Here is a 14,683-nt window from a genome sequence, read left to right on the forward strand (position 1 = left end):
AAATATGTATTTATGCCTACACCTGCTTACAGAAAAATCAGCCTTTTGATGAAAATTTACATAAGCGGCTTACAAGTGAATACGGTATCTTGATTATTTTTATAAGGCAGCAAACAATGACCCAAAATATCCATTCTTACCCTATCGGACTTACCATTACGCCCGACAGTATGGCATTCCAAGAAATCCAGCGCACCGTTTTGGAAAATGCGCCGAAAATTGCCGAATTAAGCGGTGCATACCGAAGCCGACAAGAAATCCGTGCGCAATTAGCCGATATTACCCAAAGTCCGATTGATGACAGCGTTACCGTCAACTTGCCTGTTTACAGTGATTTCGGTCGCCATTTGCGTATCGGTAAAAATGTCTTTATCAACAGTGGCGTATTGTTTACCGATTTGGGCGGCATCGTAATTGAAGATGATGTGCTTATCGGCTCGCAAGTCAAACTGATTTCGGTCGGACATCCGCTCAATCCTGCTGAACGACACGGTCTGATTCTGAATCCCGTCAGAATCTGTCGCAATGCGTGGATTGGTGCAAGCGCAACCATCTTGCCCGGGGTAACGATCGGCGAAAATGCAGTGGTCGCCGCTGGGGCGGTGGTCAGCAAGGACGTGCCGCCAAATACGGTGGTTGCCGGAATTCCTGCCAAAATCATGAAAACCTTTTGAATACATTGCGGTATAGCGTAAGCATGCTTTGCACACAAAACAATGCCGTCTGAAAAATTACCCATTTTTCAGACGGCATTGTTTGACTTCACGCCCTACCCAATCCGCTTAAACGGCGGCAGACAGGCCAATAATTGCTGACCGTAGCGTTGGGTTTTGACGCGGTTGTCCAAGATGGTAACGCGGCCGTAATCCTGCTCGGTGCGGATAAGGCGGCCGACGGCCTGCACCAGTTTGATACTGGCCTCGGGTACGGTAATTTCGATAAAGGGATTGCCGCCGCGCTGCTCAATCCAGCGGTTTTGCGTTTTTTCAATCGGGTTGTCGGGCATGGCAAACGGCAGTTTGGCGATAATGACCTGAACACAGGCCTCGCCCGGCAAATCCAGGCCTTCGGCAAAGCTGTCCAAACCGAAAATGATGCTGGCGCGGCCTTCGGCAATGGCCTCGTGGTGTTTTTTCAGCAACACGGCTTTGGGCAGATCGCCCTGTATCAGCAACAGCGGCAGATAGTCGTCGGGCAGGCGCAGGGCGACGTCCTGCATTTGGCGGCGCGAGGAAAACAAGACCAGCGTGCCGATGGGCTCGGTGGCGGAAACCAGCTTGGGCAGCCATTCGACAATGGCGGCGGTGTGCGCGGCGGGGTCTTTCGGGCTGGCGTGCACCGGCGGCAGATACAGTTCGCCCTGAGCGGCAAAGTCAAACGGGCTTTGCAGCGCCAGCGTGGTGGTTTCGGGCAGCCATACCAGGCCGGTCTGCCGCAAAAGCAGGTTGAAATTGCCCAGCGATTGCAGGGTGGCGGAGGTCAACACCGCACCTGCCGCCCGCCGCCACAGGCTGTTGGCCAAATGGCTGGCGCTGCTGATGGGGCTGGCGTTGAAAACGTAGTCGTTTTTGTCGTCCACACGGCGGGTAATCCACTTGGCCAGCGGCTCTTCGCCCTCTGCGGGGACGGTGGCAAACAAATCCCACACCGCGCTGATTTGCTCGATACGTGCGACAAATAAGCCGAATTCGCTGCTGATGCGGTCAAGCAAAGCGCCGTCTTGGTCTTTGTCGCGGCGTACGGCGGAGAGTGCGTCGTTGAGGCCGTACACCTGTTTGAGCAGACTGCGGGCGGATACGGCGGTATTGGATACCAGTAATTCCAAATCTTCGGGAATTTTGCCGTCCTGCCACAGCCAAATGGGTTCGCTGTTTTTGCGGTTGAACTCGCTATCGTTTTCAGACGACCTGCCGCTCAAATCCGGCTCTTCTGCCAAGTTGAACTGCCATTCGTGCAGACTGTCGAGCAGCGAGACGGCAGCTTCGTCAGCCAGATTCGCCAGCTCGGCTTTGTCGGTTACGCCGGCGATTTTGCCAGTAAGCTGCGGCAATTTTTCCAATGCCCATACCGCCGTGTTCCACGAATGCTCGGCGGCAAACTGGCTGAGGGCTTTTTTCGGCAGGTGGTGCGCCTCGTCGATACAGTAAAAGCTGTTTTCCGGCGCAGGAAGAATCACACCGCCGCCCATGCCGATGTCGGCCAGCAGCAAATCATGGTTGGCCACCACCACATCCACGGTTTCCAGCGTTTCCCGCGCCAGATAAAACGGGCATTCGGCACGGTTGGGGCAGGCGGCTTTCAGGCAGCCGTGGCGGTCGTTGGTAATCTTAAACCACAAGCCGTCGTCGATTTTTTCCGGCCAGGTATCGCGGTCGCCGTTGAAACGGCGTGCGCCAAATTCGTCGGCCAAGCTGCGTAAGGTATCCAAGTCTTCTTTTTTCGGCTTGCTGTCCCACAACACTGCGGGTGTTTCAAAACCGAGCAGGCTCTGCTGCGCATTGCCTTGAGTAAGCTGATACAGCTTATACGGGCAAAGATAGCGGCCGCGCCCTTTAGCTAAGGCAAAGGTCAGCTCCAAGCCGCTTTTTTCCACCAAAAACGGCAAATCGCGATCCACCAACTGCTCCTGCAAGGCCACGGTCGCACTGCTGACAATCAGCCGCTTGCCACGCGTCTGCGCCATAATCCCGCCCGCCAAAAGATAAGCCAGCGATTTGCCCACGCCGGTCGGCCCTTCGATAACGGCAATGCTCTCGCCCTCGCGCTGCGGCGTATCGCCCCCTTCCTCGCGCACCAAACTGTGCGAAAACGCGTTTGCCACCGCAGCAATCATCTCCCGCTGCGCCGCACGCGGACGGAAATTGGGCAGATTTTTGCCGATGTTTTGGTAATGGTCGCGGATGGCGTTTTTTTCGAGGTCGGTAAGCATGGAGTCCGTCTGAATCAGATTACTGCAAAAGAGGGGTTATTTTAGCATTTTTTAGGATAAAGGCTGTGGATAAGTTTGAAGCCGTCTGAAAATCGGGATTTTTCAGACGGCTTTTTCATACCTAAATCTGTTTATATCTGAACTTTTCAACCCAGTTCTTCCAAAATATCTTCCCCATACTTCGCCGCTTTCTCCTCATCCATACCATGAATTTCGACTAACTCCGCCATACTTTGCGGCGCTTTGGCGGCAATGGCGCGAAGGGTAATTTTGCTCAATACTTGATGGGTTTCGATGTCTTCGCTGCGGGCAGTACGACTGCACCATTCCAACAGGCGGCGCATGCGTTTGCGGCGCTGATGGGTTTCTTCGCTCAGGCCGTCTGAAAACGGATAGCAGACGGCCAAAATATCCGTACCGTATTTGCCGATGCACACTTCGCCCAAACCGTACACGCCCTGCAAATCCAAATCGGTTTCGGGGGTATTGCGCACCAAATCGTGCAGGCTGTCGTCGGAACAGATTTTACCTACGGCGCAGCCTTCGGTTTGCGCCTGTTTTTCACGCCACGCGGTCAGGGCAGCCAGCAAATAGGTTTCGCGCTCGTCGGCCGCTTGAAAAACAGGTACGGTTTGTTCTTCAGCCGCCGTTTCTGTCGGATTTGCCGCTGTTTCAGACGGCATACCGCTTTCGGCGGCAACATGGCAGACATCCAACAGCGCCAAACCGAATTTGTGGATTTTAGCCTCTCCCAAGCCATAGATGTCTTGCAAATCGGCCAGCGTTTGCGGCATTTTTTCCACAATATCACGCAGGGTTTTGTCGCCGCAAATCACATAAGCCGGTACTTCTTCGGCACGGGCTTTTTCCATACGCCATGCGCGCAAAGCCTGCCAAACGCGCTCTTCGCGCTCGGTGCGCAACCAATCGTCTTTCGGTTTTTGTGTGGCTGCTTTGTCGCGTTTAAGCGGGCGCAGCCACACTTCGGTCTCGCCTTTCAAAACGGAGCGGGACGCTTCGGTCAGTTGCAAAGCCTGATGTTGCAGCGGATTAACGGTCAGGAACCCCAAGCTGATGCATTGGCGGATGACGCTGCGCCATTCTTTGTCGGTCAGATTATCGCCGATACCGAATGTGGATAACTGCTCATGCCGGTTACGCTGTATCCAATCGTCGCTTTTGCCGCGTAAAACATTGGTAACATAACCGGCGGCAAAGCGCTGGCCGACACGGTACACGCAACTGAGCAGTTTTTGCGCCAATACGCTGCCGTCGAAACGGACGGGCGGATGCAGGCAGTTGTCGCAATGGCCGCAGGGTTGGGATGACTCGCCGAAATGTTTCAGCAGCAATACCCGGCGGCACTCGGCGGTTTCGCACACCGACAGCATGGCATCAAGTTTCTGCATTTCAATCTGCTTCTGCGTTTCGTCGCTATTGCTCTCGGCAATGCGTTCGCGCAGCAATACCCAATCGTTTAAGCCGTAACACAGCCAGCTAGCGGCGGGCAGGCCATCGCGACCGGCGCGGCCGGATTCTTGGTAAAAATGTTCGACGCTTTGCGCCATATCGAGATGCGCCACAAAACGCACGTCCGGCTTGTCTATGCCCATGCCGAAAGCCACCGTTGCCACCACGATAATATTGTCTTCATGGGTAAATCGGCGCTGGTTGGCTTCGCGCGTTTCCATGTTCAAGCCAGCATGATAGGGAATGGCATGCAAACCGTGTTCGCATAAAAAGGCGGCAATATCTTCGACTTTTTTGCGGCTCAGGCAATATACGATGCCGCTTTGCCCGCTCATTTGTTTTTGAATGAAATCCAAGAGTTGCTTTTTTCCGTTATTTTTTTCAATAACCTGATAATAGATATTGGGACGGTCAAAACTGGAAATGTATTTGGGAGAGTCTTCCAAACGCAGATAGTGTTTGATGTCGGCGCGGGTGGCGGCATCGGCGGTAGCGGTGAGAGCGATACGCGGCACGTGTGGGTAGCGTTCGGCCAATAAACCGAGCTGTTGGTATTCGGGGCGGAAGTCGTGCCCCCATTGGCTGACACAGTGGGCTTCGTCAATAGCAAACAGGCTGATGGTTTGCTGGTCTAGAAAACGCAAAAAACGGTCGCTGACCAAGCGTTCGGGGGCAACATACAGCAATTTCAGACGGCCTGTTGCCAATTTATCGGCAACTTCGCGGGCTTCATCCGCTGTTGTGCCGCTGTGGACGCTGGCGGCTTCAACGCCCACGGCATGCAAACCGGCTACTTGGTCGTTCATCAGCGCAATCAGCGGCGATACGACCACGGCCGCGCCCTCCCGCATCAGCGCGGGAATCTGGTAACACAATGATTTGCCGCCGCCCGTCGGCATCAATACCATCAGACTCTGCCCACCGGCCAGTGTATTGACCACGGCTTCCTGATTGCCGCGAAATTCGGGATAACCGAATACTTCGTGCAAAATCTGTTTGGCAGGTGTTTGAGGCATAATGTAATTCCGTCTGAACGCTAAAGCGTTATTCTAACGGTTTTATTTGCAACGTGCATGAATGCGCGGGAAATCCGCCTGTCTTGCAGCGGCTTGCAAAGCAGGTTTGCTTCTCTGTCGCGCTTCAAGCATAATAGGCCGTCTGAATTTGATAACATTGATGGAAAGGTTGGCATGAATCTTCGTTTGTTGACATCAGGTGTGGCGGTTTCTCTAGCTTTCTTTTTGGCAGCCTGCGCCTCTTCCGGCGACAAGGGCGGCAACTGGCAGAATATCGGTACGACTTCCAACGGCAATATTAAAGTATCTATGGATAAGTCCAGCATTAAGAAAAACGGTTCGCTGGTCACATTCCGCGATAAAAAAGTCATCAGTAAGCCAAGCGAAGAGCGTTTTGTCAACACGCCTGTGTATAAAACCGCTATCGGCGAATGGGAAATCCATTGTGTGAACAAAACCTACCGTCTCACAGCCTTGCAACTGATAAACGACCGAGGACAGACTGTTTCCAACGAAAAATATACCGCAGCCAATCTGCGCCCCATGAGTGTTATGAATGGGACGATTACCGAAAAACAATATGAATTGGCATGCGGTAAAAAATTGTAACTCAAAAAACTTATCCACAGAAAAAGGCCGTCTGAAATATTCAGACGGCCTTTATTTTCGTTTATCTGATATCTTTTTTGGAGGGAAATACAAGCTATATCTGCTTTTTACATATTCCCATCTGATGTATCCAGATATGGCTGCCATTCAATCTTTTTTAGCCTTTAAAGAATCCCCAGCTTTATCCACAGACCTTTAAGATTACTTTAGCGTAAGCGGATACCGCTATCCCCATCAATAATCTGACTGGGCATTTTCTGACGGCCGATTCTGCCACCCACAACCCAAACCTGACGACCGAATTGTCTGCGTACTTCCCGTTCTGTTTTGCATGCCCGTTTACCTGCCCGATTACAGGAAGTAGAAACCAACGGTGTTGCCAGCAGTTGGCACAACTGCCTGGCCGCAGCATGATCGGGAACGCGAACAGCCAATTTGTTCCGCTGTTTTCCCCGCAGCCACGGCGTCACCTGGCGACCTGCGGGCAGCAGATAGGTTTTAGCGGCAGGCCATTCCTGTTGCAACATAGCCGTTGTCTGTTCGGAAACAGTGCCCAATAAAGGCTGTAATTGGGACAAACTGTTACCAATCACAATCATGCCTTTATACTGCGGACGCTTCTTCAAATGGATTAAGCGCCTTAAGGCACAAACGGACGTAGGCAGACAACCCAAACCATAACAGGATTCGGTCGGATAGGCCAACAAGCCGCCACGCTTCAGATGTGCTTTAAGTTTACGCTGCGCAGAAGCAGACAATATTCTGGAAGTATTCATAATCAATATAAAAGTAATCAGGCCGTCTGAAAACGGGCATTTTCTGCTGTTTTCAGACGGCCTTTCTCTTGTCCCAACTTTTAACGGTTGATGGCTTTGTCGGCAATATCGGTGCGGTATTGCATACCGTCAAATCTGATTTTCTCCAAGGCTGCGTAGGCTTTGGCTTTGGCTTGAGCCACATCATCACCCAAACCAACCACACACAATACGCGTCCGCCATTGGTTAAAATATTACCCTGCTCATCTGCCACAGTACCGGCATGAAAAACTTTGCCGATTTGATTGGCTTCAGCCAAACCCGAAATCACATCACCTTTTTTCGGTGTTTCAGGATAATTTTCCGCAGCCAATACCACACCGACTGCGGTTTGCGGATTCCATGCGGCAACAGTACGATCCAGCTTACCATCAATAGCGGCTTCCACCAAATCTACCAAATCGCTGTCCAGACGGCTTATAATCGGCTGGGTTTCCGGATCACCAAAGCGGCAGTTAAATTCAATGGTATAAGGCGCACCGTTTTCATCAATCATCAAACCGGCATACAGAAAACCGGTAAACTCGTGTCCTTCTGCTTTCATTCCGGCAACGGTCGGCAGGATAATTTCATTCATGGCGCGTTCATACACATCGGAAGTCACCACCGGAGCAGGGCTATATGCCCCCATACCGCCGGTATTCGGGCCTTGGTCTTTGCTCAGCAGGCGCTTATGGTCTTGGCTGGTAGCCATCGGCAAAACATGATTGCCGTCCACCATAACGATAAAGCTGGCCTCTTCTCCCTGCAAAAAGTCTTCAATCACCACCCGCGCACCGGCATTGCCCATTTTATTGCCCAATAGCATATCGTCAATGGCTGCATGCGCTTCATCCAAACTCAGCGCGACAATCACACCCTTACCGGCCGCCAAACCGTCGGCTTTAATCACAATCGGCGCACCTTTTTGATTAACGTAATCATGCGCAGCCTGGGCATCTTCAAAGGTTTGGTATTGCGCAGTCGGAATACCGTATTTCGCCATAAATGCCTTGGCAAAGTCTTTCGAGCTTTCCAACTGCGCAGCAAATTTGCTTGGGCCGAAAATTTTTAAACCTGCCGCACGGAAATCATCCACAAGACCCGCCGCCAGTGGTGCTTCCGGGCCGACAACGGTAAAGGCAATGTTTTCTTTTTGACAAAATTCAATCAAATCCGCATGGCTGCTAAGCGCTACATTCTGCAGCTTGGATTCTACCGCCGTACCGGCATTTCCAGGCGCAACAAATACGGTTTGCACTTTAGGCGATTGCGCCAATTTCCAGGCCAATGCGTGTTCGCGTCCGCCACTGCCAATCACAAGCAATTTCATGCTGTCTCCTTGATAAAATCGGATATGGTTTTAATGAAAACACCGCCATTATAATGGATTTGGCGGGGTTTAAAATTTCCATAACCAATCTTCTGGTAGTTTCTTATATAGTGAAAAATTCACTACTGTTCATTTAAAATGACTGTTCCGTATCAACTTCAATTTGCCGTGTTTGCCGCCATGCTGCAACACAGGACTCATAATCAGCCAACGGTAATTTGACCGTCAGCCGGCAATCCAACTGTAAATCCTGATGCACAATCTCTGCCCTATGCTGCTTGGCAATTCGGATGACATCATTCAAAACAGGATATTCACACTTTACCCAAACCGTTTTTTCTACGTTTTTTTCAATAACTTCTGCAATAGATAAAGCTTCTGCTGTTGCCGTTTTATACGCATGTATCAAGCCGGGTACGCCCAATAAAGTACCACCGAAATAGCGTACTACCACCACCAAAACATCTGTTACACCGACCGAATCGATTTGTCCCAATATCGGCCGACCGGCACTTCCGGAAGGTTCGCCGTCATCATTGGCACGAAACTGAGTGCCTTCTACACCCAGCCGATACGCATAACACCAATGCCGCGCTTTATGATGTTCCTCTTTCAATGGATCCAGGTACTTTTTCACTTCTCCGACAGTTTGAATCGGAAAAGCATAGGCAATAAAACGGCTTCCTTTATCTTTAAATTCAGCCTGAACCGGTGCATTGATGGTTTGATACGTGGCAACACTCATGTTTATTCCAAATATTCAGACAGCCTCTAGAATGGTTTGCTGAGGCCGTCTGAAATATGTTTCACGTGAAACACATTAGGCTTTCAGGGCTTCTACCAATTGCGGCACAATTTCAAATAAATCACCAACCAAGCCATAGTCCGCCACATTGAAAATTTGTGCGTCGGGATCTTTATTGATGGCAACAATGACTTTACTGTCCTGCATACCGGCAGTATGCTGAATCGCACCGGAAATGCCAATAGCAAAATAAAGTTGCGGTGCAACCACTTTACCGGTCTGACCGACTTGCGCGTCATTCGGCGCATACTCGGCATCAACTGCCGCACGGGTCGCGCCAATTGCCGCACCCAACACATCAGCCAACGGATTCAATACCTCATCAAATTTCTCCGCGCTGCCTAATGCACGGCCACCGGCCACGACCACTTTTGCTTGTGTCAATTCTGGGCGATCAGCCGACACCAAATCGCGCGAAATAAAACGGCTCAAATTTTGTGCAGACGTTGCTTCAACTACCGCTACTTCTGCCTGACCGCCGCTTGTTTCCGCCGCGTCAAATGCTGTGGCACGGAAAGTCAAAACCAATTTTTCTTCGTTGCATTGTACGGTTTCAAAAGCATTACCCGCATAAATCGGGCGCACAAATGTCTGCTCATCAGCCACCTCGGTCAAATCAGAAATTTGTGGTACATCCAATAAAGCCGCAACACGGGGTAGTAAATTCTTACCGAATGCAGTTGCGGTTGCCGCAATATATCGGTATCCGTCTGCCAACTTCACCGCCAGCGGTGCAATTTCTTCAGGCAGACCCTCTGCATAATGCGCAGCATCCGCCAGCCACACTTTGGTAACACCCTGTACCTGTTTGGCCGCGTCTGCAACTGCACTTGCATTGCTGCCTGCTACCAAGATGTGGACTTCGCCTAGTTTTGCAGCAGCAGAAACAGCATGCAAAGTAGCTGGATTTAATTGTTGGTTGTTGTGTTCGGCAATAATCAATACGCTCATCATACTCTCCCGCTTAAATGGCTTTGGCTTCGTTTTTCAATTTGGCAACCAGCTCGGCGACATCCACCACTTTGATACCTGCTTGACGGGCTTTAGGTTCAGATACCTTGATAACCCGAACGCGGGCTTCAGTTGATACGCCTATATCTTCCGGCGTCAGCTTTTCCAAAGGCTTTTTCTTAGCGGCCATAATATTCGGTAACTTCACAAAGCGGGGTTCGTTCAAACGCAAATCTGCGCTAATCACTGCGGGCAGTGTTAAGGCAACGGTTTCTTCGCCACCGTCAATTTCACGTGTTACCACGACCTCGTTTTCAGACAACACCACTTTAGAGGCAAACGTACCTTGCGGCGCATTCAGCAATGCGGCCAGCATTTGCGCGGTTTGATTGGCATCATCGTCAATCGCCTGTTTACCCAGCAAAACCAACTGTGATTGCTCTTTATCGGCAACAGCTTTCAGCATTTTGGCTACGGTCAAAGATTCCAATTTGGCATCGGTCTCGATATGTACGGCACGGTCTGCACCCATTGCCAACGCCGTGCGCAAGGTTTCTTCGCATTTTTTTTCACCCAGCGACACCGCCACGATTTCGGAAATTTTACCGGCCTCCTTCAAACGCACTGCTTCTTCAACCGCAACTTCATCAAACGGGTTCATCGACATTTTCACATTGCCGATATCCACATCCGACTCATCGGCTTTTACTCGGACTTTAACGTTATAATCCACCACACGCTTTACGGCGACCAGTGCTTTCATGGAATACTCCTTACGGGAATTTCAAAAATCATTCAAATAACTGCGGCAATATTTGCCATTAAAACCTTTGTTTTCAGACGGCCAACCGCTCCTCCTGTTTGGCGGTAATGCAATCGCATAAAGTCTGATAAACCGATATTACCGCAGGCACTTCTCCGGCATTACCCAAATTTTTCGCCCATGGCGAAACTTGCACGCCCGTTTTCGCTGGATCGGTATCGGTATAAATTCCAACAACCGGCTTGTTCAGCGCATTGGCTAAATGTAGCAATCCGGTATCCACACCAATTACACCGACAGACTGTTCCATCAAATATGCGGCCTGCAAAAGATTCATTTTTTCGCATACATGGGCAAAAGGCAAACCTTTAGCAATTCTTTCCGCCCTTGCCTGCTCTGTCACACTCCCCCATGGCAGATAGACATCATAACCCTGCTCATCATGCAATTTTTGCAATACTTCAACCCAACTAGCTTCCGGCCACAATTTGCTGTCTCGGCTGGTGGCATGGAGAGCCACGCAATAAGGTTTATCCAATCCGTTCAGACGGCCTGATTCAGGCACACGCAGCCCAAAATGCTGTTCTGTCGGCATAATATAGCTGAACACTTGGGCAAACAGTTCCCGATTACGCCAAACCGCATTTCTACCTTTCGGCACCAGATACACCTGTTGGTAAAAACAGGCAGCCAACCCTTCGCGGGCGCTGTTTTTATCCAAACCTTTAATAGGCACACCGGACATCCGCGCAAACCATACACTTTTCAGCAAACCCTGACTATCCAAAACAAAATCAAACTGCTCTTGTCGCAGCTCATTTTTCAGACGGCCTATTTCACGCCACGTTTCGGCTTGAAATAATTTCTTACGCCATTGCCGCCAATGCATTTCATGCACTTTTTTCACAAACGGGTGCAAGCGGGCGATGTCCGCAAATCCTGCCTCACACAGCCAATGCAATTCCACATCAGGGCATTGCCGTGCCAAGTCTTCAACGGCAGGCAGCGTATGGATTAAATCCCCCATACTGGATAAGCGAACCAGTAAAATTTTCATAACCGTCTTGATGTTTCACGTGAAACAAATATAAATTATTGATTTTTAATATATTTTTTAATTTCTTCTGCGCTTTGCAAAATTACCGACCCTGCCCGCTCCATTTCCTGCCAAGCCGCAGCCACGGTTTCCGGCGCAATGCCGCGACAGGCGGCCGCATTGACAATGACCGTCCAATTACCGCCCCGCAGCAGCTGTAATACGGTGATTTTCACGCAATAATCGGTTGCTAAGCCGCCGACAATAATGGTTTCAGCCTTTTTACTGTGCAGCCACTCCAGTAAGCCGGTGCTCAATTTTTCGCCAATATCGTGGTAACACGCGCCATACGGATGCAATGCAGGATCAATGCCCTTCCATACGCAATAATCGTATTCTTTATCGGCCGGCAAACCATCCAGCAATTCAAAGCCGTAGCTGCCGACAATGGCATGCGCCACCCAGGTCAAATCCGCATCGGGCAAACCGGTCGGCTGCAACATGTCTTCGGGCTTGTCCACCAACCATTTGGCGCTCAGGCTGTGGGCATCTTTCGTCATCACGCGCAAATCCGCCAATGCCGCCTGCGCATTCAATTCGGGCACAATCAAATCCCCTTCCACCACCGGCAATTCGGCCGGACACAAGGGCGAAAACGTTTTTTGCGCATCCACATCAATCGATACAATCATGGCACAAGCTCCGTCGGCAGACAAATACCCCATATTATAACAAACCCTTGCCGCCAACGGGCGCAAAATCCCCTGCATTCGCTGTGGTATGATGTGCTTTTTTTCAGACGGCCTTTGCCATGCAGCATACCCTTACCGCGATTGCCACCGTACACTCCCCCTACAAACAGAAATTCGGCGTTGCACGCCAGCCCGGTCTGGTACCGGCCGCCGAAGTCTGCATCGAACTGACACCCGAATTTACCGCCGATAGCGTACGCGGCTTGGATGCATTTGATTATGTGTGGATAAGTTTTATTTTTCACGGCGTAACCGATGAAGGTTGGGCGCAACTGGTGCGTCCGCCGCGCTTGGGCGGCAAACAGAAAATGGGTGTATTCGCCACCCGCAGCCCGCACCGTCCAAATCACCTCGGCCTTTCCCTGCTCAAACTGGAACACATAGACAGCGGCAAACCGGTCAAACTGTATTGCAGCGGCGCCGACCTGCTCGACGGCACGCCCGTGGTCGATATCAAACCCTATATCTCTTTTGTCGAAGCCAAGCCCGATGCCGCCAGCGGTTTTGTGACCGGCAAACCGGACGAATTAAGCGTTATCTGGCAGGAAAACAGCGGTGCGGAACAATTATCCACAGACGAGCGCGCCGTTATCCAGCAAAGCATCGCTCAAGACCCCCGTCCTGCCTATCAGGACATTCCCGAACGGGTATATGTAATGAACATATTGGATTACGATGTCCGCTTCCAAATTCGGGAAGGAATCGCTACCGTGATTGGCGTACAAAAGAAAAGCTAAACCTTTCTCCATCGCTGTGAATTGTGGATAAAAAATATCAAAAAAGGCCGTCTGAAAATGAAAATATTTTCAGACAGCCTTTTTATTTGAAAATCAAATCAGTAACAGATTAGATTTTTTTCGCGAAGAATTCCAAAGTGCGAACCAGTTGGCAAGTGTAAGACATTTCGTTGTCGTACCATGCCACGGTTTTCACCAGTTGTTTGTCGCCAACGGTCATCACACGGGTTTGAGTGGCGTCAAACAGTGAGCCGAATTCGATACCAATAACGTCAGAAGACACAATCGGATCTTCGGTATAGCCGAAAGAAGCAGTTTGCGCGGCTTTCATGGCAGCATTGATTTCTTCTTTGGTCACATTTTTTTCCAATACGGAAACCAATTCGGTCAGAGAGCCAGTCGGAACCGGTACGCGTTGGGCAGAACCGTCCAATTTGCCATTCAATTCCGGAATCACCAAACCGATGGCTTTGGCAGCACCGGTGCTGTTCGGTACGATATTCACGGCAGCAGCGCGGGCGCGGCGTTTGTCGCCTTTGCGGTGCGGCGCGTCCAAAGTGTTTTGGTCGCCGGTGTAGGCGTGGATGGTGGTCATCAAGCCTTCAACCACACCGAATTCTTTTTGCAATACGGCAGCCATCGGCGCCAGACAGTTGGTGGTGCAAGAAGCAGCGGAAATCACGGTTTCGCTGCCGTCCAATACGTCTTGGTTCACACCGAATACCACGGTTTTCACGTCATTGCCGCCCGGAGCAGAAATCACGACTTTGCGTGCGCCGGCACGGATATGGGCTTGGCATTTTTCGCTGGTGGTGAAGAAACCGGTACATTCCAATACCACATCTACGCCCAGCTCTTTCCAAGGCAGTTCTTCAGGATTCGGGTTGGAGAATACTTTGATTTCTTTGCCGTTGACCACAATCGCATCGTCTTTCAATTCGGCAGTACCTTGGAAGCGACCCTGGGTGCTGTCGTATTTGAACAGGTGCAACAACATATCGGCAGGGGTCAGGTCGTTGACGGCAACGACTTCAATACCTTCTGCTTTGGCGATTTGACGCAGGGCCAGACGACCGATACGGCCGAAGCCGTTGATTGCTACTTTAACGCTCATTTCTTACTCCTAAACTAGATTCGAAGGGAAAAAATCTTTCAACCTGTATTGTAGCCTGAAATAAAATTACTTGCTAGGGTTACATCCTGCTACTTTAACTTTGTTTGATTTAAATAAAATGACAGTTTGGACTAAGGCCGTCTGAAACCAAGCTTGTGGACGGCAAAACGGTTGTATTTCTCTGTAATCAAAAATCTTGTATTTAAATAGATGAAAAAGATGAGCTGCAGAAAATAATGTGTATAACTAGATAATTTTATTTTAAATCAAAAAAATATCTTCACTTGAAGTGTAGATTCAAAGCAGCCGCAGCCGCAAGTATTTTTTCGGACAATTACATAAAATGACAAGAATTCTGTGGGTAACTTAATAT

13 protein-coding genes are annotated in these 14,683 nt (G+C 50.3%); 3 read left to right on the forward strand and 10 right to left on the reverse strand.

Translation table 11 applies throughout. From position 1 onward, the window contains the following. The first annotated feature begins 116 nt into the window (after nt 1-116). A complete protein-coding gene (locus tag J2T37_RS11515; RefSeq protein ID WP_301286352.1) occupies nt 117-674 on the forward strand; it encodes a DapH/DapD/GlmU-related protein in 558 nt (185 codons plus the stop codon). A 95-nt stretch (nt 675-769) separates the two neighbouring features. On the opposite strand, the gene dinG is transcribed toward J2T37_RS11515, so the two are convergent. Both dinG and recQ read right to left on the reverse strand, forming a co-directional pair. Further along, nucleotides 770-2,929 (reverse strand): ATP-dependent DNA helicase DinG, encoded by a 2,160-nt coding sequence (dinG, locus tag J2T37_RS04985; RefSeq protein ID WP_253354208.1) that lies wholly within the window; start codon nt 2,927-2,929, stop codon nt 770-772. A gap of 146 nt (nt 2,930-3,075) precedes the next feature. After that, nucleotides 3,076-5,415 carry a DNA helicase RecQ gene (recQ, locus tag J2T37_RS04990; protein ID WP_253354209.1) on the reverse strand — a complete coding sequence of 780 codons (2,340 nt, stop codon included), beginning with the start codon at nt 5,413-5,415 and terminating at the stop codon, nt 3,076-3,078. A gap of 174 nt (nt 5,416-5,589) precedes the next feature. On the opposite strand from recQ, the gene J2T37_RS04995 reads away from it, so the two are divergent. Beyond that, nucleotides 5,590-6,024, forward strand: a complete 435-nt coding sequence (locus J2T37_RS04995; protein ID WP_253354210.1) for a YgdI/YgdR family lipoprotein — start codon at nt 5,590-5,592, stop codon at nt 6,022-6,024. A gap of 206 nt (nt 6,025-6,230) precedes the next feature. Here the strand turns inward: J2T37_RS04995 and J2T37_RS05000 are convergent, their stop codons facing one another. From J2T37_RS05000 to J2T37_RS05030, 7 genes are all read right to left on the reverse strand, one after another. Further along, nucleotides 6,231-6,800: an L-threonylcarbamoyladenylate synthase gene (locus tag J2T37_RS05000; RefSeq protein ID WP_253354211.1), complete on the reverse strand. Its 570-nt coding sequence runs from the start codon at nt 6,798-6,800 to the stop codon at nt 6,231-6,233. 80 nt (nt 6,801-6,880) lie between these two features. Then, complete coding sequence (purD, locus tag J2T37_RS05005; RefSeq protein ID WP_253354213.1) at nt 6,881-8,152, reverse strand: phosphoribosylamine--glycine ligase; 1,272 nt, start codon at nt 8,150-8,152, stop codon at nt 6,881-6,883. A 133-nt stretch (nt 8,153-8,285) separates the two neighbouring features. Next, a complete protein-coding gene (locus J2T37_RS05010; protein WP_253354215.1) occupies nt 8,286-8,897 on the reverse strand; it encodes an IMPACT family protein in 612 nt (203 codons plus the stop codon). Nucleotides 8,898-8,972: 75 nt separating this feature from the next. Beyond that, the gene (locus J2T37_RS05015) at nt 8,973-9,908 is read right to left on the reverse strand and encodes an electron transfer flavoprotein subunit alpha/FixB family protein (RefSeq protein ID WP_253354217.1); all 936 of its coding nucleotides are present in this window, start codon (nt 9,906-9,908) and stop codon (nt 8,973-8,975) included. Between the two features lie 13 nt (nt 9,909-9,921). Then, the gene (locus tag J2T37_RS05020) at nt 9,922-10,671 is read right to left on the reverse strand and encodes an electron transfer flavoprotein subunit beta/FixA family protein (protein WP_253354219.1); all 750 of its coding nucleotides are present in this window, start codon (nt 10,669-10,671) and stop codon (nt 9,922-9,924) included. Between the two features lie 73 nt (nt 10,672-10,744). After that, nucleotides 10,745-11,728, reverse strand: a complete 984-nt coding sequence (gene waaC, locus J2T37_RS05025) for a lipopolysaccharide heptosyltransferase I (RefSeq protein WP_253354221.1) — start codon at nt 11,726-11,728, stop codon at nt 10,745-10,747. Nucleotides 11,729-11,763: 35 nt separating this feature from the next. Then, nucleotides 11,764-12,399, reverse strand: a complete 636-nt coding sequence (locus J2T37_RS05030) for an isochorismatase family protein (protein ID WP_253354223.1) — start codon at nt 12,397-12,399, stop codon at nt 11,764-11,766. Between the two features lie 119 nt (nt 12,400-12,518). On the opposite strand from J2T37_RS05030, the gene tsaA reads away from it, so the two are divergent. Beyond that, complete coding sequence (gene tsaA, locus J2T37_RS05035; RefSeq protein WP_253354225.1) at nt 12,519-13,196, forward strand: tRNA (N6-threonylcarbamoyladenosine(37)-N6)-methyltransferase TrmO; 678 nt, start codon at nt 12,519-12,521, stop codon at nt 13,194-13,196. Nucleotides 13,197-13,305: 109 nt separating this feature from the next. Here the strand turns inward: tsaA and gap are convergent, their stop codons facing one another. Next, complete coding sequence (gene gap, locus J2T37_RS05040) at nt 13,306-14,310, reverse strand: type I glyceraldehyde-3-phosphate dehydrogenase (protein WP_253354227.1); 1,005 nt, start codon at nt 14,308-14,310, stop codon at nt 13,306-13,308. Between the last annotated feature and the right edge of the window lie 373 nt (nt 14,311-14,683).

The organism is Neisseria perflava (genome assembly GCF_024170405.1).
GTDB classification, from domain to species: domain Bacteria; phylum Pseudomonadota; class Gammaproteobacteria; order Burkholderiales; family Neisseriaceae; genus Neisseria; species Neisseria perflava_B.